This is a genomic window from Zhaonella formicivorans (assembly GCF_004353525.1).
GTDB classification, from domain to species: domain Bacteria; phylum Bacillota; class DUOV01; order DUOV01; family Zhaonellaceae; genus Zhaonella; species Zhaonella formicivorans.
Map to the genome: position 1 here is coordinate 2,453,407 of NZ_CP085524.1, position 18,264 is coordinate 2,471,670.

21 protein-coding genes are annotated in these 18,264 nt (G+C 47.0%); all 21 read right to left on the bottom strand.

What is annotated here, in order from left to right:
• Positions 1-388: 388 nt before the first annotated feature.
• The 21 genes from EYS13_RS11965 to EYS13_RS12065 all read right to left on the bottom strand — a co-directional run bounded on the left by EYS13_RS11965 (position 389) and on the right by EYS13_RS12065 (position 18,262).
• Positions 389-1,564, bottom strand: a complete 1,176-nt coding sequence (locus EYS13_RS11965) for an ABC transporter permease (protein WP_227762918.1) — start codon at positions 1,562-1,564, stop codon at positions 389-391.
• Positions 1,555-2,253, bottom strand: a complete 699-nt coding sequence (locus tag EYS13_RS11970; RefSeq protein WP_227762920.1) for an ABC transporter ATP-binding protein — start codon at positions 2,251-2,253, stop codon at positions 1,555-1,557. Before EYS13_RS11970 ends, EYS13_RS11965 begins: the two co-directional genes overlap by 10 nt.
• Positions 2,254-2,497: 244 nt before the next feature.
• Positions 2,498-3,655, bottom strand: coding sequence for an ABC transporter permease (locus EYS13_RS11975; protein WP_227762921.1), 1,158 nt, complete (start codon positions 3,653-3,655; stop codon positions 2,498-2,500).
• Between the two features lie 13 nt (positions 3,656-3,668).
• Positions 3,669-4,277 (bottom strand): Fe-S-containing protein, encoded by a 609-nt coding sequence (locus EYS13_RS11980; RefSeq protein ID WP_227762923.1) that lies wholly within the window; start codon positions 4,275-4,277, stop codon positions 3,669-3,671.
• Between the two features lie 40 nt (positions 4,278-4,317).
• The gene (locus EYS13_RS11985) at positions 4,318-5,283 is read right to left on the bottom strand and encodes a M56 family metallopeptidase (protein WP_227762930.1); all 966 of its coding nucleotides are present in this window, start codon (positions 5,281-5,283) and stop codon (positions 4,318-4,320) included.
• 3 nt (positions 5,284-5,286) lie between these two features.
• Positions 5,287-5,715 (bottom strand): BlaI/MecI/CopY family transcriptional regulator, encoded by a 429-nt coding sequence (locus tag EYS13_RS11990; protein WP_227762931.1) that lies wholly within the window; start codon positions 5,713-5,715, stop codon positions 5,287-5,289.
• Between the two features lie 92 nt (positions 5,716-5,807).
• The gene (locus EYS13_RS11995; protein ID WP_227762933.1) at positions 5,808-6,710 is read right to left on the bottom strand and encodes a peptidase MA family metallohydrolase; all 903 of its coding nucleotides are present in this window, start codon (positions 6,708-6,710) and stop codon (positions 5,808-5,810) included.
• A gap of 105 nt (positions 6,711-6,815) precedes the next feature.
• Positions 6,816-7,343: a hypothetical protein gene (locus tag EYS13_RS12000; protein WP_227762935.1), complete on the bottom strand. Its 528-nt coding sequence runs from the start codon at positions 7,341-7,343 to the stop codon at positions 6,816-6,818.
• A 4-nt stretch (positions 7,344-7,347) separates the two neighbouring features.
• On the bottom strand, positions 7,348-7,488 hold the full coding sequence (locus EYS13_RS12005) for a CcmD family protein (RefSeq protein WP_227762937.1): 141 nt from the start codon (positions 7,486-7,488) through the stop codon (positions 7,348-7,350).
• A 13-nt stretch (positions 7,489-7,501) separates the two neighbouring features.
• The gene (locus EYS13_RS12010; protein WP_227762938.1) at positions 7,502-8,194 is read right to left on the bottom strand and encodes a cytochrome c biogenesis protein; all 693 of its coding nucleotides are present in this window, start codon (positions 8,192-8,194) and stop codon (positions 7,502-7,504) included.
• Positions 8,195-8,197: 3 nt separating this feature from the next.
• A complete protein-coding gene (locus EYS13_RS12015) occupies positions 8,198-8,875 on the bottom strand; it encodes a heme exporter protein CcmB (RefSeq protein WP_227762940.1) in 678 nt (225 codons plus the stop codon).
• Positions 8,875-9,576, bottom strand: coding sequence for a heme ABC exporter ATP-binding protein CcmA (gene ccmA, locus EYS13_RS12020; protein ID WP_340641284.1), 702 nt, complete (start codon positions 9,574-9,576; stop codon positions 8,875-8,877). The genes EYS13_RS12015 and ccmA overlap by 1 nt, the downstream gene beginning before the upstream one ends.
• Before the next feature lie 12 nt (positions 9,577-9,588).
• Positions 9,589-10,536, bottom strand: a complete 948-nt coding sequence (locus EYS13_RS12025; protein ID WP_227762942.1) for a hypothetical protein — start codon at positions 10,534-10,536, stop codon at positions 9,589-9,591.
• Between the two features lie 23 nt (positions 10,537-10,559).
• The gene (locus EYS13_RS12030) at positions 10,560-10,949 is read right to left on the bottom strand and encodes a hypothetical protein (RefSeq protein ID WP_227762944.1); all 390 of its coding nucleotides are present in this window, start codon (positions 10,947-10,949) and stop codon (positions 10,560-10,562) included.
• 15 nt (positions 10,950-10,964) lie between these two features.
• The gene (locus EYS13_RS12035; RefSeq protein ID WP_227762945.1) at positions 10,965-11,444 is read right to left on the bottom strand and encodes a cytochrome c-type biogenesis protein; all 480 of its coding nucleotides are present in this window, start codon (positions 11,442-11,444) and stop codon (positions 10,965-10,967) included.
• Positions 11,428-13,422 carry a heme lyase CcmF/NrfE family subunit gene (locus tag EYS13_RS12040; RefSeq protein WP_227762947.1) on the bottom strand — a complete coding sequence of 665 codons (1,995 nt, stop codon included), beginning with the start codon at positions 13,420-13,422 and terminating at the stop codon, positions 11,428-11,430. Before EYS13_RS12040 ends, EYS13_RS12035 begins: the two co-directional genes overlap by 17 nt.
• A gap of 172 nt (positions 13,423-13,594) precedes the next feature.
• Entirely contained in the window at positions 13,595-13,993 is a 399-nt protein-coding gene (locus EYS13_RS12045; RefSeq protein WP_227762956.1) for a cytochrome c maturation protein CcmE, read from the bottom strand.
• A gap of 31 nt (positions 13,994-14,024) precedes the next feature.
• Positions 14,025-14,999, bottom strand: a complete 975-nt coding sequence (locus EYS13_RS12050) for a hypothetical protein (protein ID WP_227762958.1) — start codon at positions 14,997-14,999, stop codon at positions 14,025-14,027.
• 162 nt (positions 15,000-15,161) lie between these two features.
• Positions 15,162-15,305, bottom strand: coding sequence for a hypothetical protein (locus tag EYS13_RS12055; RefSeq protein WP_227762959.1), 144 nt, complete (start codon positions 15,303-15,305; stop codon positions 15,162-15,164).
• A 120-nt stretch (positions 15,306-15,425) separates the two neighbouring features.
• Entirely contained in the window at positions 15,426-15,635 is a 210-nt protein-coding gene (locus EYS13_RS12060) for a heavy-metal-associated domain-containing protein (RefSeq protein ID WP_227762961.1), read from the bottom strand.
• Between the two features lie 182 nt (positions 15,636-15,817).
• Positions 15,818-18,262, bottom strand: coding sequence for a heavy metal translocating P-type ATPase (locus tag EYS13_RS12065; RefSeq protein ID WP_227762963.1), 2,445 nt, complete (start codon positions 18,260-18,262; stop codon positions 15,818-15,820).
• Between the last annotated feature and the right edge of the window lie 2 nt (positions 18,263-18,264).

Sequence of the window (18,264 nt, forward strand, 5' to 3'; positions counted from 1 at the left end):
CCCAGGACTTGGTACTGCAGCCTTTCTCACAATGCGCTACAGGGCGCAGGAGATAGTGTTTTCTTAGCAACTAACCACCCCCCACTGCGTTTTGGTAATCCCACTACAATACTATTAAAAAGCAGCCTTTTAATTCCAGGATATTTTTTCCATGGGCAGAGGTAAAGAAAACTTGGCTTGCGCCAAGCCTAAAGCGCGCCAGAATTTCTGGCATCATATATTGCTGATGGCTGACAGCTGAAAGCTAATGAATCGCCAAAAAAGCATCAGCCCTAAACTTCTTGCTAAAGCATCTGGGCTCTTATTAATTAGGCAGTTGCTAAACGTAAAATTAGTATACCGGTTAAAATTGCATATTTAGGGGACAAAATATGAAAAATTTGTCAATTTATACCTGCCGCAGCGCTTCCACAGGGTCAAGCCGGGTAGCCCTGTAGGCAGGGTAGATAGCTGCCGTAAGCCCTACCAGAACAGATACCGCCAACACTACCAACGGGACCATGGGGCTCCAGGCTACTCTACTCCCCGTATCCGACAGAAACGGCAAAATAGCGGCTCCAATGCCAAAGCCGGTCAAATACCCGGCTGCACCCCCCAGGCTGCTGATAATTCCTGCTTCCAATATAATTATCTGCATCACATGGCTTTTTCGGTAACCGATAGCCCTGAGAATCCCAATTTCCCGAGAACGCTCGTTTACTGAAGACATCATGGTAATAGCCATGATCAGCCAGCCGATTATAAATACCACTATAGCTACCAGGGAAGCAAAGCGGGCAAATTGCTGAATAACTGCCTGCCTGGCCAGGGTTTCATCTTTGATCCTTGCTACCCGCACACCCGGCAGTCCTTTCTTAAGAGTCTGGCTGTATGCGTCAATTAAGTATTCGGCTTCTTTGCCGCTTTGACTTACTTTGAAACGCAGTTCGGCAAAACTGAAGTCCTGTTCACCGCTGAGGTTCTGCAGGGTATGCAAATCGACAAAGACCAGCCTGTCTTCGGCCTGTCCCGACTCTTTCAGAATGCCTGACACCAGAAAATCCTGCCCGAAAAAGTTGAGCTTATCCCCTGTTTTTAGGCCGGTCTGCATTGCACTTTTAGAGCCCAGCAGGAGTTCATCCTTTTTTTCCGGCAGCCTCCCTTCTTTAACCTCCCACCAGCTTTTTAAAGCCAGCTCTTGTTCCAGTTGAATGCCGCTCAATAAAACATTTGTTCCATTCATTTGGTTGGCGATAACAAGCTTGGGCGAAATAACATCTAGACTTGGAAGGTCCATATCTTTAATTTGTTCAACAGTTTCAAAAGGTAAAGTCTGCTGCTTGGATACGGTCGTATCCCCCACGACAATGCCGTTATATGCATAACTAACCGTTTCTACAGCTGGTGTAATTACAAACCTGACTCCCATCTTTTCCATTTGCTCCTGCAGCTGCACCTGCAGGCTGCTGATCAGAGTATAGAGCGATACAATAGTACCCAGTGACAGCACAATTCCCAAAAGCAAAAACGCCATTTTAACCTTGCGCACTTTCAAGTTAGCCAGAGCTACATCTGTTAGCCGCATTTCAGTTCACCATTTATGGAAATTTGCTGAATCTCCCCGTCCCTGATCTGCACCGTTTTATGTACATAGTGCAATGTTTCCGGATTGTGAGTAACCATTACTATGCTCATACCTTCATTATTTAATGTCCTAAAAAGCTCCATTATTTCCTGTCCCGTGGCTGTATCTAAAGCCCCGGTGGGTTCATCGGCTAAAATAATAGGCGGTTGGTTGACAATAGCCCTGGCAATGGCGACCCGTTCCTGCTCCCCTCCGGAGAGCTGGTTCGGCAGGCGGTTAAGTTTGGAACCGAGGCCCACTTTTTCCAGCACCTCTTTGGCTTTTTGCAGCTGCTGGCTGTGGGAATACTTTAAAATTGCCAGGGGCAACATCACATTTTCCACTGCCGTCAGATAAGGGACTAAGTGAAACTGCTGAAACACAAATCCCAGGTAACTGCTTCTGAAATCCGCCCGCCGCTCCGGTTTAAGGCCATAGACGTCAATGCCGTCAATCAAGAGTTTACCCCGGGTGGGAGGGTTTAAGGCGCCTAAAACACCCAGCAAAGTACTTTTTCCAGAACCCGACGGGCCAACCAAAGCCACGAAATCTCCTTCCTCGATCTCTAAGGAGATATTGTTCAGGGCATTAACGTTGCCTTCGCCGCTTTGATAGGTTTTGCAAATATCTATTGCCTCAATCTGGCTCATGACTCTCCCCCATTGTTTACAGGTTATTCTTTCCGGTCAGTCGCCAGTCGCCAGTCACCAGTCATCAGTCACCAGCTAGCTGCGCCGTCGTTAGTCGTCAGCTATCAGCTATCAGCAGTTAGCCCCTGGCTTTTTCCGTAAAAGCCATACATGCAACTAAGGACTAACGACTAATGACTAATGACTAAGGACGCGGCTCTTAGCCGATTCTGGGGACTAGGGACTGAGGACTGGGGACTCTTTTTTACACAAACCTCAGTGCTTCCGCAGGGTCAAGCTGTGCCGCTTTAATGGCAGGATAGAGGCTGGCTAAAACCGTAAGCACAGCAGCTCCCACCACCACAGCAAAACCAAGTACCGGGTCCCATGTTATATAAAGCCGTAGGTCAGAAACATAAGGGGCTGCCAACCGGGCCAAAGGAATCCCCGCAGAGAAGCCGAAAAGGCCTCCCAAAAAACCTACAGCAAGGGCTTCGGTGAGAATAATCTCAAACACGTGGCTTTGCCTGAACCCCACAGCCCTAAATATCCCAATTTCTGCAGTCCGCTGGTTGACAGTAGACATCATAGTCAGCGCAATCACCAAAGCACCGGCCAGAATAATGACTATGGACAGTACCAGAGCGAATTTGAAAAACTTGCCCACTGACTCTTCCCTGGCTTGCACAGCTTCAGCCAGAGTAAGCACCTGGGCGCCGGGAATCTGGCGGGAAATTTGGGCGGCAATCTGCTCAATGGGGCAAGTGGTGCAATAGGCTGCCACCTCAATGAAGCTGAGCAGGTTTTCCCGTTTCAATAGCTTCTGGGCTGCCAGAAGCTGCATAAAGACAACGCCGTCGTCATCGCTTCCCTGCTCATCCAGGATGGCGGCAATTTTAAACTTGGTACCATCCAGTTCCACTTCCTGCCCTAAAGACCAGGACATCCTTTTGGCCAAGCGGTACCCCACCAACAGATCTTCCGCATTGTTGGGCTTTGTGCCTTGGTAAGTCCACCATTTTTTCAGTTTCAATTCATAGGGAAAGTCTACTCCCACTACGGTTATTTTATCTTTTCCCGCTTGGGCAGTTCCAAGCAGTTTGGGAGCCACAACGGCAATATTCTCCCGGTTGGGAATAGTATTGATGGCCAGGATATGCGCGTTAGTCAATTGAAAACTACTCTTGCCGGCAGCAGGAATAACAACGCCGCCGTAGCTGAAAGCTTGTCCGTCTTCATCAGGCTTAACGATTAGATTGGGACCGATTTCATCAAAAGTGTCACCAATCTCCTTTTTCATCGACCCGGCCAGCGAATAAAGACTTGCTACCGTCCCCATAGCAATGATGATAATCAGCAGCAAAAACAAGGTCCTGGTGCTGCGCCTGGTTAGATTTTTCACAGCTATACTATCTAACCGCATAATTTCCCTCACTTTACTCCCTGGGGTTCCACGACAGGATTACACTTTCATCGATCATAACCGTACCTGCTTCAACCTGGTATGGTAATTCTTCCGGCGGGTAGAGAGTGCACCCTCCGGAGATTCCGGCTAAATCGTTTAACAGCCACCTGGTGCCACATGTATCACAGACCAGTTTATTGCCCTCAATGTGGAAGGACAAAGAACGGCACGGTTCACAAATAGCTAAAGCGGTCACCAGTCTTCCGGCGGGGCTGATATATGCCAGAAGCGGCGTCTCCGTGCCCACCAGAGGCAGTTCCCTGCCATCTTTATTTTTGTAAACGGTATAAACCAGTTCTTTGTTAATTACCTCTTCCAAAGGAAACTTTATTTTGCCGTCTTCAACGCTGTTAGCAACGGTAGTCATATTGATAGTTCTGCCATCGTAATCCCGGCTTTTGCCGATATTGTAATTTCCGCCTTCCCAACGCTGAACGGCGGTAACTGAAGATTGGTTGAGCAATACAAAAGTAGCTACACCGGCAACAGCTACCAAAACAAACAAGAGAATAACAACCCTGTTTGGACCTTTATACTTGCTTTCCCCTTGCAGGAACTCTTCCTTTTTTCTGCTTACCATCTTATCCTCCGTCACTGTTGAAATTGAAGACTAAAACAGGCTAGCACACATACGCCAATACTGCAATAGTTACAATGCCAATGGTTAATAGGAGCCAATAACAGTCTCCCTGTTTGCCGCCTGTTTCCCCCCTGATAACTCTTTCCACCCGGTCGGAGATACGGGCCTCCGCGGCAAAAGCTGGCACAGGATGGATTTGGGCTTTACTGCTTTCCTTGCTCTTGCGCCAGGCTTTAATCAATGCTGCGCTGTAGATCAAAGGCTTCCGGGTGATGTTAATGGCAAATTCATCAGCAGCAAATTCCTGTTCAGCATGGAGCATGCGCAGGGCCAAATGGGTGAAAGGCAAATAAACGCTCATGTCCCTCAAGGCAACAGCGATCCAGTTTAGCAGGCTGTCCCGGTGGGCGATATGGCCCAATTCGTGGGAGAGTACTGCTTGGAGTTCCTCCTCGCTTAAAATGTCCAGCAAATTAGCTGAGATAGCTATGGCAGGTTTAAAAACACCATAGGTAAAACAGCTATAACCAGTCCCTTTTAAGATCTTTAAAATGGGCGTTTCCACACCGGCTGCATTGGCCAGCTCCGATAAAATTTTTCCGGGCAACCTGTAAGCTTGGGCGCTGAGGTCTAATGTCTGAAAGGCAATTTTACGGCAGTGCCAATAATAAATTCCCATCCTGTACAGTCCAAAAGCAATTAAAAGCAAGAGCGGTAAATAATACATTGAACCAAGGACGCCTAAACTGCACAGGTAGGCAAAAACCCTGTTAGAAGGTTCGAAAAACGTGGCTCCATGCTGTAATTTTAAAACAGGTGAGATGAAATAATGAAATAAATAGGCAAGGAGTGGAACGATTAAAGTTAAAAAGAAAAGTTTCGTTTTAACCGCGGGTTTGCCTATTTTAAAAAAGGCACAGGCAGCCAGCGACAAGGCAAAGGATACCGCAGTGCCCACCACTGTGTAAACAACTAATGTATGTAAAAAAGAGATAAGGGAAGGCATGGGTTATTCCCCTTTTTGCATTTTTTCCTGGAGCAATTTTTCCAGCTCGGCCAGCTTAGCCTCGTCGTCTTCTTTCAACCGACCGATAAAATGGGCAAAAGCCAAGTCGGAATAATCCTCCAGCAGCCCGTCAAGAACCTCTTGCACTAAAGAGCGAGTAAATTCGCTTTTACTGTAAATGGGGGTATACACATAGGCCAGACCTTGCTTTTCTTTGGCTAAAAGCTGCTTATCAGCAAGCCTGCCCATAATAGTCATCACAGTGGTATAAGCGATTTGCCTCCGTGAGCGCAATACATCATAAACATCCCGCACGGAAGCGCTCCCTTTTTGCCAGACAACCTCCATCACCTCTGCTTCAAGCTCCCCTAAGACCTTGCTCAGTCCTTTTTTGTCGGGTCTAAAACCGTAAAAAAGTTTGTGTAAAGACATGGCAACCCCCTACTTTCCTTTATTCCCCATTTTCATTATAGCACATGTTATACTACTCACAATAGTAGATGTAGAAAAAACAATGACAGCCCTTAGCCGGCTTTGGCCGACTTAAGGGTTGCCATAAACCACTTTTGAAAGTCCTCTTCAAACTGGTCAAGGCCCCTGCCTGTATTAAGCAGAAAGGCATGATGCAAGTCTTTGCCTTGTCCTAAACTCAAGAGCAGGCCTTGTAAGGAGTCAAACCCGTAGCGTTCGATATAATACTCCACGGCAGCCAGTGACTGACTGTATGCCAGAGCTTGGTTGGGCAAAGTGTCAAAAAGTCCATCCATTTGCTTGAAACCATAAAACTCCCTTTTATCTTTTACTTCTACAGCGGGGAATTGAAAACCTGTCACTTCCCTTTCCAAGTACTGAGCCACTCCTTCCGTCAGCCAGCGGGGGTAATTCCCCCGGGTCAGGTAATCCACGACCAAATGGGCATATTCATGCGTAATAGGGCCGTTTTGCATAAACTCCTGCGCTAAATGCTTTTTATCCTGTACCCAGTCGTTGGGTGAAGTGATTCGAATAACACCGGCCCAGTACACGCCCATGGCATTTTCATCGGCATCCCAGCCAAAGCTTTTGTTCAGTGCTGCTTTATCAGGGTAAATAATAACCGGAATCTTTTCCACCGGCCTATAATCCAAGGCTTCGTTAACTGGACGATATGCCTCTTCTGCCGCTGCCAGCACAAGCCTGGCCACATTGGCATCCTTATCTTGGTATTTAAGCAAAAAATGTTCTCCTTCCAGCGTATTCCATCCCCAAGTTTTGAAGTAGATGCTCTTTTTTACCGCCTCCCGCAGGTAGTTATATGCTAAAGCGCGCGGGGCGGCAGGATTTCTGATGGTCACGCTTACGAATAAGAACATCCCGGCCAAAATTATATTGAGCAAAAATTTATAACCAAAGGACCATCTTTTCCAAGTATAAATAAAAGTCTGCACGGTATCCCCTCCCCCCTGGGTATTGCCGTTTAGGCTCTATTAATTATACTACGATTGATAGGTTTTCTCATTGGAAATTAGTGAAAAAAAAAAAGAGGCGGCAGCTTAGGAAAAGTCCTTAAATGCTTTAACCACCTGTGGGAAGAGTTTCTCCGGCTCCCCGCCTGTTATGCCAATCCAGTAAACCTCTTTACCCTGGACATAGTAATAATTGTCCATGCCGGCGCCAGAAACATATACATACTCTAATCCGTCTGATTTTTGACGTGCATAATTGGTAAACACACTGTTTCCGGGCATTTTTTCATCCATAATTTTAAAAAGCTGCTGTGCCGCTTTTTCATCTTTAGACTGGCTAACCCACACCACAATCTTGATCTGCCGTGCCGGGTCAAAATACATGGCCATATACCCGTTTTCTATTGCAATCTCGGTCCCGTGCAGCTGGCTGATATGGCGCATGGCCTCTTCGCCGCTCAAAAGGCCCTGGAGCTTTGCGCCCGCCAGTTCCTGGGGAAAATTGTTTTCCGATAAAGCAGTGTTGGTAGATGGGCCGGCTTGCCAAAAATATACGGCAACAATGGCAATAGCAACGACCGTCACCAGCGCTGCCAGTATTTTTCTCTGTTTCATTGGCCTACCTTCCCATCTGTTTTTCTAAAGTTTTTTGCAACATGCTGACTTCCTGAGCCAATTTACTCTGACGTTTGCCTAAAGTCCAGGTGTACAGAAAAATAAGCACCATGACTATACTGTAAGCTGCCCATACATATTTCATCAGCTTTACCTCCCTAATCGAATTGTTTCCGCAGCCGCTCTTTAATCGCCTGTACTTTAAGCCTGAGATTTTCCAGGGCGATTCCCTTTTGCAGCAGGTAAAAATAAAGAGCAGTAAAAGCAAAAACGGTCAAAATCAAGGTCTGCAGCATCTTGGGGTGCAAACCGCCGCCACTGGGGCCGAAAAGCACCGGGTGGTAACCCCCCCAGAGCTGCACTGCAACATATACTATAGGCACATCCAAAAAGCCGATAATCCCAAAAACCGCCGACAGGGTTGCCCGCTTGTTGGCTTCAGCCACGGAATACCTGATTAGCAAGTAAGCAATATAGATAAACCACAAAACCAGGCTTGCTGTCAGTTTCGGCTCCCATGTCCACCAGGCATTCCAGGAAGAGCGCCCCCAGATTGGCCCGGTGATCATCACCAGGGTGATAAACAGCACCCCAATTTCCGCAGAAACGGAAGCCAGGATGTCCCAGCTCTGTTCTTTAGTTTTCAGGTAGAAAAGGCTGGCGATAAAAACTACAAAAAATGCCAAAAATGAATTCCAGGCCACGCCCACATGGACGTAGAAGATCTTTTGCACTTCCCGCATTATTTTCTCCATGGGCGCATACCAAAAAATAGCGTAAGCTGACAAAAGCAGCAAGGTAAACGTCAAGATGGACAGAACCTTTTCCCAGGGGCTTTGCCTGACTTCCACGCTCTACACCTCCAAGACAAAGTCAAAAAGCATAAAAGGCACCACTAAAAAAATCAGGTCATAGACAGCCAGGAGTTTCAACCAGAGGAAAAATTCCCCGGTTAAGCTGCCGCTCAAAACCAAAGCAGTTGTTTTGACGGCGCCTATAATCACCGGCACCAAAATGGGAAAGAGCACCAGCGGCAGTAAAATTTCACTGTTCCTGGTATTGCTGGTCAGTGCTGCTAAAAATGTGCCAATGGAAATAAAGCCTACGGTACCTAAGACAATTATTAAAATAAATAAGGGCAATGAACCAGCCATCCGGTAATCAAACAATATGAAGAAAAGTGGAAGGGAAGTGAGCTCTATGAGCCCTGTAAAAACTAAATTGGCCAGGAGTTTACCGAAAAAAATCACGGTACGGTCCGCAGGTGTCAGCATCAGTCCCATTATACAGTCATTGACCTTTTCGCTGGTAAAAGACTTGCTTAAGCCAAGCTGACAGGCAAAAAACAGTCCCATCCAGATAATACCCGGAAAAACCTGCCTGGTAGTCTCTTTCAAAGGAGGAAAGGCAAAAGCGAAAATTACAATTACCAGAAAGGCAAAGATAAACATGGGGCTGATATTCTCTTTCGCATGCCATTCATTAAGCAGTTCTTTTTGCACAATGGCCATGACTTTACGCCAGTAACCCATCACGATCGTCCACCCACGTGTTCCAGATATAACTCCTTGAACCGGTCTGCCGTAAGGCCGGCGGTTTTTGCTTCATAAACCAGTTGACCCTTGACCAAAATCAAGACCCGCTCACTAAGCTCCAAACCCTGCTCGTAATTGTGAGTCACCAGAAACATGGTACGCTCCCTTCCCACCGATTGAGCCAAAACGTTGTTCAGGATGTCAATGGCATGCTGGTCCAGCCCCGTATAGGGTTCATCCAACAGCAAAAGGGCCGGATCATGCAGAATTGCCCTGGCAATGGAAAGCCGCTGCTGCATCCCCCGGGAGAAAGTGCGTACAGGGTCATTCCAGGCATATTCCAAGCCCACCTCATGCAAAACCTGTTCGATGCGCTCCTGCAGGCGGGGGACATCGTACAACTTCCCGTAGAACTGCAGGTTTTCCATGGCTGTCAAATTGTCGTACAAGAAAGTATTGTGGGAAATTACCCCTATTTTTTTGCGCAGCTCATTATTATCCCGGTAAAGCTGCCCGTCCACGTAAATTTGGCCGCCAGTAGGCTTGTACAACAAAGAAAGAAGTTTAAGCAAAGTAGTCTTGCCGGCGCCATTAGGGCCTAGAATTGTTACAAATTCCCCAGGAGCGACATCCAGATTGATATCTTTTAAAATGCTCTTGCCACCAATTTTGTAAGCAAGATCTACTGCCTTAATTATGGTCGGTCCCCCCTAGTCCGTAAAGCTTTTTAACTGCGCCCGGACTGCCAGCAACTGCTTTTTCATAATTTCCCGCACTGCTTGGTACTCCTCTTCATCTACCTTTTGGTCAGCGTAATTTTGTTCCAGCTCCACCAATTTAGCTTTCAGGGTTTTCTCTTTTATTAACAGGCGGCGGAATGCTTCTTCCTCTGCTTGTGCAGCGCTTTTCTTGGGAGCTTCTCCTGCCCTTTTGCGATAGAAATGGTACCCTAAGCCCAATATAGGCAGGGCAATAACTATTGCCAGGAACAAATGAGCGTTTATTCCACTGAAAGGAGACTGGTACCAAAGTCGGATATGCCCTGGATTATGAAATTTCGGAGCTTCCTTGGTCACAGGGCCCGCGCTTTCTGCAGAGGTCCCAGCGGTGACAGGCTGCACAGCCACGTTGACCACGGTATCGGCTGTAAAACCGGTGCCTTCATAAAGCTGCAGTTCCTGGTCACCCATAGTTAAGGGTCCAGCGTCTTTCAGCTTGTCGCTGATAACTTCCAATGTTCCTTTTTGAGTCATGACATAGAAAGCTTTAGTAGGCATAGTAAATTTTTTGTTAATCAGAAAATGGGGCGCGGCGCCCGGTAAAAGCTTATACTCCAATTTATAAGTAGCCTGACCGGGTGGTATGGGTTGCTCCACAATCAGCAGCCCGTCCTCCAGCTTTGTTTTTTCCTGGTCTATTCCCTCGATCAACTGCAAATCGGTAAAGCCTTCCGGCAGGGCAATGCTGAATTTCTCCTGAACAGCATTTTCGGAGCTGTTAGTGACTACAACCTGCTCTCTCACAGTCAGTGTTCCATCGGAATTCAAACGGAGCATCAAGTGATGGATATCACTTGTTAAAGCTTGGGCAGAAGCTGCCGCCGGAAAGAGCAGCACCATCAGCAAGGCAACAATAATGGAAATACGCAAAGTACGCATCCTTTCACCTCCAGCAAGTGTCATTAGCCTGATTTCTTAATGCTTTTCCTGATTTCGGCAAGTTCTCTTTCCAGCTCAGCTTCCAGTTCTGCTTCCACTTGCTGTTCCAGAGCCCGTTCTTCATGCTTAAAGATGCCCAAATCCTCTTCTTCCACTTTTAAAATGTCAACAGCCTGCCGTTTATATTTTTGCTGCAAAAAATTGTAATCTTCTTCACTTAATTTGCCCATTTGGTAATCAAACTCTATTTCAGCCAGGGCAGTAAAAACCGACTCTTTTTCCCGCTCCAGGACATCTTCCTGAAGAGCGGCGTAATCCTCAGCCTGTGGTTCGTTTGCTATTAACGGTTTAATCACCAGATAAATGGCCACAGCTGCAACAATAATGCCCAAAAATATTCCAATTGCATTCATTGCTTTACCTCCGGGCTAAAAGTATTTTTTTATTTCCTCGTTCAGGATTCCCTCATACTCCACAGGCACTTCCTCCACAGCTTCTGCCTGAACGGTTGTTTGCCGTCGGTTATTAAATACCCACCTGTCCAAAACCAGGTAAATCACCAACCCGCCTGCCAGGATGAGCAGGAAGGGCAGGACCCAAGCGGAAATATTGAAAGCATTGTCTTTAGGCGGGGCAGCCATAACCTCCGGGCCATAGAGGCTGATCATGTAAGCATAGACCTCTTTTTCCGAAGCCCCTGCCTCCAGCTGGCTTCTGATCTCAGCCCGCATCTTTTGAGCTGTGTCGTTGTCACAGGTAGGCAAATACATGCCGCACCCGTCGGTACACATGAGACTGGCTTCGATCTTTTTGAAAAGTTGCTCGTCGATCGCCCAGGCGGATGTTGTGCCCAAAAGCAAAATCATCACGGTGATAACAAGGACCAGTATTTTACGCCCTGACCGCATTTTTTCTCACCCCATGGGAGTACTTAGGACCTAATTCACTGCCTTTACCCGGCCATACGGCAAAGATTGTGCCAAATACCAGGATGTATCCGCCAATCCAGATCAGTTTCATTAATGGGTTGATATTGACTTTAAAGGTGGCTTCTTCGCCCCCTTTGTCCCAGGTGGAAAGAATAACATACAAGTCTTCTTTCAAATTCGTCTTCAGTGCCACCTCGGTGGAAGGCTGTTCCCAGTTGGCGTAAAAAATTTTTTCCGGGGTTACGGTACCAATGCTCTTCCCTTGATAAGTTACGGGCATTTCAGCAAAGACAACAGTATTCTCGCCTTCCTGCTTCTCAAACAAACCATTGTAGGTTAAGACATAATCGCCAATTTGAATTTGCTCGCCGTAAGTGACTGTCTTAGCCACTTCAACTTTGTAAGCGTTGGAGCCAATAATGCCAAAAGCCATAAAGACGATGCCCAGGTGGACAATGTAACCGCCCCACCTGCGCCTATTCTTGAGGCACAGCTTATAAAATGATAACAGGATACCGTCGTTTGTCATCCGGTGACGGGCCATGGTGCCGCGGTAAAACTCTTGAATAATCGTAAATAAGACAAAGAAACTAACAGCAAAACCAACTGATGCATAAAGCTTTTTCGGCTGAGCGAGGAAATAAATAGCCACCCCAGCCAAAAGAGCCAATAATAGCGGAACAAGGAAATTATCCCTCAATTTTTTCCATGACGATTTCTGCCAGGCTATGAGGGGGCAAACTCCCATCACAAAGAGCATGGCCAGCAAGATGGGCGCATTGACTTGATTAAAGAAAGGCACGCTGACCGTGACTTTTACTCCCCGCACCGCTTCAGAAACCAGAGGGAAGATTGTTCCCCAGAAAACGGCAAAGGCGGAACCAACTAATAACAAGTTATTCATTAAAAAGCTGCTTTCCCTGGAAAGGTAGGATTCAAACTCATTACCCTCTTTCAAGAGGTGAGCCCTGTCAATTAGCAAGTACAAAGAGAAAGCCAGCATTATTCCTATAAAGACCAGGAACATTGTTCCCAGGTTAGAATCACCGAAAGCATGGACGGAAGTCAGCACTCCGCTGCGGACCAGGAAAGTTCCGAAGAGAGTAAGCAAGTAGGTTACAATAATTAAGACCATATTCCAGCCTTTAAGCATATCCTTCCGTTCCTGAATCATCACGGAATGGATAAATGCAGTTCCGGTGAGCCAGGGAATAAAAGAAGCATTTTCAACGGGGTCCCAGCCCCAGTAACCTCCCCAGCCCAGTTCCACGTAGGCCCACTGGCCGCCATAAAGGTTGCCTAAGGTTAAAAACATCCAGGCAATTACCGACCAGCGGCGAGTAACCCTGATCCATTCATCATCTGCCCTGTTGGTTAAAAGGGCTGCCATAGCAAAGGCAAAGGGAACGGCAAAACCTACATAACCCAGATAAAGGGTTATAGGATGGAACACCATGCCGGGATTTTGCAGCAAGGGGTTTAACCCCGCTCCTTCCGGAGGTACAAAATCCAGCTTCTTAAATGGATTGGCCACAAAATTCAACAGGAAGAGGAAAAAGAGACTGTTTATTAATAAAATAATAAGGACATAAGGTACAGTGGCATTGGTGGTATGTTTTTTGGAATAAGCCACGATTGTGGTATAAATCCCTAAGAGCCAGGCCCAGAGAAGCAGTGAGCCGGCATTGCCTGCCCAAAAAGCTGATAATTTATAGAACGTGGGTAAATTTTTGCTTGTGTACTGATACACATATTCAACTGAAAAATCGCTGATGAGCAGCAAATAAAATAAGACAACTGAAGCCACCGTGGTCAAAAAACCGATAGCCAAAACCCCGCCTTTGGCGCTCTCCAGCAGCGGCTTATTATTTGCCCTTAGCCCAAAGATGTAGGCAAAGATAGCATAGACAGTAATGGCCAGGGCCACTAGTAAAGAAAGTTTTCCAAGGTCTGCCATTCGAAGTTCCTCCTCGTAGTCTCTTTCCATAAGGGTTGTCCAACTCTTAACAACCCTTGCATCAGGTTGATAACCAATGCCTGCTGCAACTTCAAGACAACTCTACAAAAGTAACCGGCCGGGCTAGTATAAAACAGGAGTGGTTAAAACCATGCCCACAGCCGGTTCATTTTTACTCTTCTGCAGCTTCGTATTTGGACGGGCACCTTGTCTCTACTTTGTCGGCGTAAAAAACGCCTTCAGCAGCATTCCATTTACCCTTCAGAATCAACTCAGCCTCGGGGTAATCAAAGTTATCCGGAGCAACATCATTATAGACCACAGGGACTTTGACCTGCCCGTCAGTTACCTCAAACTTCAGTTCAATTTTTCCCCCGTCCCACTGTTTGCTTTCAGGGACTAGTTTCCCTTCTGCCAGGATGTATTTACCTTCAAGCTCCGCCCCTTTGTTGATTAGATCCGCTAAAGTTACCTGGTATCCCGAATTACCTCCGAAACCGGTAACAATCAGGAAACCTATAGCAACAGCAATGACCAAAACCCCAATGCTGATCTTATGTTTCTTTTGCATAATCCACCTCCCAAAGATGGTTTAATCCTGGCTAACTGTCCAGCTCTTTCATTAACTGGTTATAAGTTTGCTCACTAATCTTGCCGTCAATAAGTAACTTGCGAATTTTTTTTCTTTCATCTGCGTAATCCTCTTCAGGCTGTTTGCCTTTCTGGGGCGCTGCTTTGGCTTTAACCTGCTGAACGGGGCGGCTGGAATTATTTTTTTTGCTTTGTTTATTCTTTGCAGGAACTTGCGGTCTGTTGTTTTTCAAGGCAAAAACGAGCACCAAAGCAAGCACGGCCAAAATAACCGTGAAGAGGATAATCAACATGGTATTGTTTTCTTTGTTTTGGCCTGAAGTCTGTGGGGCAACATTTTCTTGAGCTTCGATGGACGGCTTGTTATCCGCTTTGTTATAACTGATGGTAAATTTCAGTTCCTTTTGCTCTTCCAGGCTGGGATACTGCAAAATATGACCGGTAAATCCTTCAGCATCCTGCTGCGTTTGCTGGGAAGCCGGTTCCATCTTGAAGTCGGTGGAACGGAGAGGTTGTTTAATTTCTACCGTTAAATTCTGAATGGTTGAATCTGCTTTAAACTTTACGGGGAACTCCCTGGGGCCTGCCTGGCTAAAAGAGTTGTATGTATACTCAAACATAATTGGAAACTGCTCGCCCGGTTTGATGGTACGGGTAGGTTTGTATTTAATAATCCTGTAATCGCCTTCAACGGTGCTGGCATCATATTTGACGCATATCATTCCGTTTTCAGTTTCACACACCATGGAAATTTGTGCATCTTTAGGAGTATAATACCATATTTCTCCGTTAAAATCAGCGCCGGTGTCGTTAACGAAATTGCCTGCGAAATTCACAATCACATTATTGCTGTCGTATTCGGGCAGCACCAGCAGATAACCGTCTTTCATGGACATTTTCACCGGAGCAGCCATAGCTACATTTGCAATTGTAACAAAAACAAAAAGCAGCAGCAGAACTGTCAATTTTTTATAGTTAAAACTCATGTGTTTCCTCCCAACTTTACATATTCAGTTATGTTGATAAATGCTATAAAAAAAGTCCGGTTACAACTCAAGCTTTACTTGGGGCTAATCAGCCACAAATCAGATTATTCTCCTCAAAAGCGTTAAAATCCTGCACTCCAAGCGGAATTTTTCCTCAGCCGGCTAGTAATTTATAGCAGATAATTCCCAGGAAAGATGCCGTTCCGGATGTTCATTCACCGTAGGCGGATTCTGAATAAGTGACCAAAAGAACAAACCAACCAGTAAAAGCAGGAAAAAAAGGCTCATAATAGCTCTTTTCGACATTTTCACCACCCCTTCTTATTTCCCGAGTATATTACAGCTTAGGCACATCATAGCACGCCTTGCTACTACGGTCAATAGTAGCTGTTGGTGTTAAAAAAGCCGGGACACCCCGGCTTTTGTTTAATCCACTACGTCATAACCCGCTTCTTCAATAGCCTGTTTCAGTTTACCCCGATCAACCAGCTGCGGGTCGAAAGCTACCTTGGCGCTGTTTGAACCCAAATCAACTTCCGCCGACTTTACCCCCTGCAAGGTCTTCAAAGCCTGTTCCACAGCCATTTTACAGTGGTTACAGCTCATACCTTCAATCTTCAATACTAATTCCTGCATGATTAATTCCTCCCCGTGATAATACCTTATAGTTTTTCAGCTTTCAGCTGTCAGCTCTCAGCTGTCAGCCATCAGCTGTCAGCAATTCCCTGCTGGCTTGAAAATTACTGATGACTAGTGATTAACGGTTTTAAAAGTCCATAAAAGCTATACATGCAACTAAGGACTAACGACTAAGGACTCTAGTAAATGTCGGTAAATTGCCATTTCTTCAGGCGTAATGCATTGAAAACCACGGAAACCGAACTGAAGGCCATTGCTGCACCCGCGATAATGGGCGACAGAAAGCCAAAAGCAGCCACCGGGATGCCCAAGGTATTGTAGATAAGCGCCCAGAACAGGTTCTGCTTAATGTTGCGCATGGTTGCCCTGCTCAAGGCAATGCCGGCCACAATGCCCCGCAGATCCCCTTTCATCAGGGTGATGTCTGCAGCTTCCATAGCCACGTCGGTCCCGGTACCAATAGCCATGCCGATATCGGCTGTGGCCAGGGCCGGGGCATCGTTAATACCGTCGCCTACCATGCCCACAATCCTGCCTTGATCTTTGAGCTTCTGCACCTCGTTAGCCTTATCCTCGGGCAAAACTTCAGCCAGGACGTTTTTTATTCCCACTTGTTTGGCAATAGCTTCTGCAGTGCGCCGGTTATCGCCGGTTATCATCCAGACCTCGATTCCCATGCGCTGCAAAGCTGAGATTGCTTCCTTGGAATGTTCTTTCACGGTGTCGGCCACAGCTATTACAGCTTGCGGCTTGCCTTCCACCGCCATCAGCATGGCTGTTTTGCCTTCGTTCTCCAGAGCCTCCACTTTCTCCAGGAAAGCCCCCAAATCTATTCCCTCTTCTCGCATCAGCTTGCGGTTGCCCAAAAGAACCTTTTTAGCTGCAACTTGCGCCTCAATACCATGGCCGGGTATTGCTTTGAAAGACTCCGGTTCAAGGAGATTAATTTTCTCCGCATTAGCTTTATCTACTATTGCCTGTCCCAGGGGATGCTCGGAGTTTTTCTCCGCCGCGGCTGCCAAACCCAACAGGTCTTTCGCTTCCAGATCACCCAGAGAAATTAAATCGGTGACTTCCGGTTCACCCTTGGTAATGGTGCCGGTTTTATCCAGCACAACAGCCGTCAGGCGATGGGCTTTTTCCAGGTGTTCACCGCCTTTAAACAGGATTCCCATTTCCGCACCCCGACCCGTTCCTACCATGATGGAAGTAGGCGTAGCCAGACCCAAAGCACAGGGACAGGCGATTACCAGTACTGCAGTGAAGTAGGTCAACGCCCTGGGGAAATCCCCCGGCGCTCCCCAGAAATACCAGGCCAGAAAGGTAATGACTGCTATGACCACCACGCCGGGTACAAAGTAACCCGAAATAACGTCTGCAATCCTCTGAATAGGGGCTTTTGACCCTTGGGCTTCCTCCACGATTTTGATAATTTGTGCCAAGGCAGTATCTTTGCCAACCTTAGTTGCCCGGAATTTAAAAGAACCATGTTTGTTAATCGTGGCACCGATAACCTCGTCACCAACCTTTTTATCCACAGGCAAACTTTCCCCGGTGAGCATGGATTCATCAATGGCGGAACTGCCTTCGGTAATGATACCGTCCACCGGGATTTTCTCGCCCGGGCGGACAAGGATCAAGTCGTCAACTTCCACCTCTTCAATGGGTATATCTTGTTCTTCCCCGTTTCTCATGACCCTGGCGGTTTTCGGCTGTAATCCCATCAGCTTCTTAATAGCCTCCGAGGTCCTCCCTTTGGCTATGGCCTCCAGCATTTTACCCAGGATAATCAGGGTTATTAAAACCGCCGCTGTCTCATAGTAGAGAGGGCCTTCGGTTACAAAGGTATTATAAACGCTGTATAAGTAAGCAGCCGATGTGCCCATGGCCACCAGAACATCCATGTTGGCGCTGCCGTTTTTCAAGGCGTTGTATGCCCCCCGATAAAACTGCCAACCGGCGCCAAACTGCACCGGAGTGGCCAGCACAAACTGCAACACCGGGTTAATCAGGACCATGGGGTACCAGTGCAGGGAAAATAAATGAGCAATCATGGCAAAAAGGAGCGGCAGGGAAAGCAGGCCGGAAACTATGAGCCAGGTCCTCTGCCTCGCGATTTCTCTTTGTCTTTCCTCCCTCTCCCGGTCAGGATTAACCGCCCTGACTTCTTCGGCATCATAACCCAGTTGCACGACCGCTTTTTTCATATCCGCCGGCCTGATCTCTTCCGGGTTGTACTCTACCGTGGCCTTTTCCAGGGCAAAATTGACGTTAGCTTTAAAAACGCCCGGTAAACTGTTCAATTTCTTTTCAATGCGGTTGGCACAAGCGGCGCAGGTCATCTTCTTAAGCTGCAGTTCCGTCTTCTCTTTGGCCACACCATAACCTAGCCCTTCAATGGTTTGAACAAGCTTTTCAGGGGTAACCTGTGCGGGGTCATAGGAAACCGATGCTTTTTCCACAGCAAAATTAACCGCCGCATCACTGACCCCGGAGAGCTTACTCAAGCCCTTTTCAACTCTGGCGGCACAAGCGGCGCAGGTCATGCCTTCCACTTTTAATGTTAGTTTTTTTAGTTTATGGTCAGCCACACCGGGTTCTATCTTTTCAGCAGCATGCGGCATCT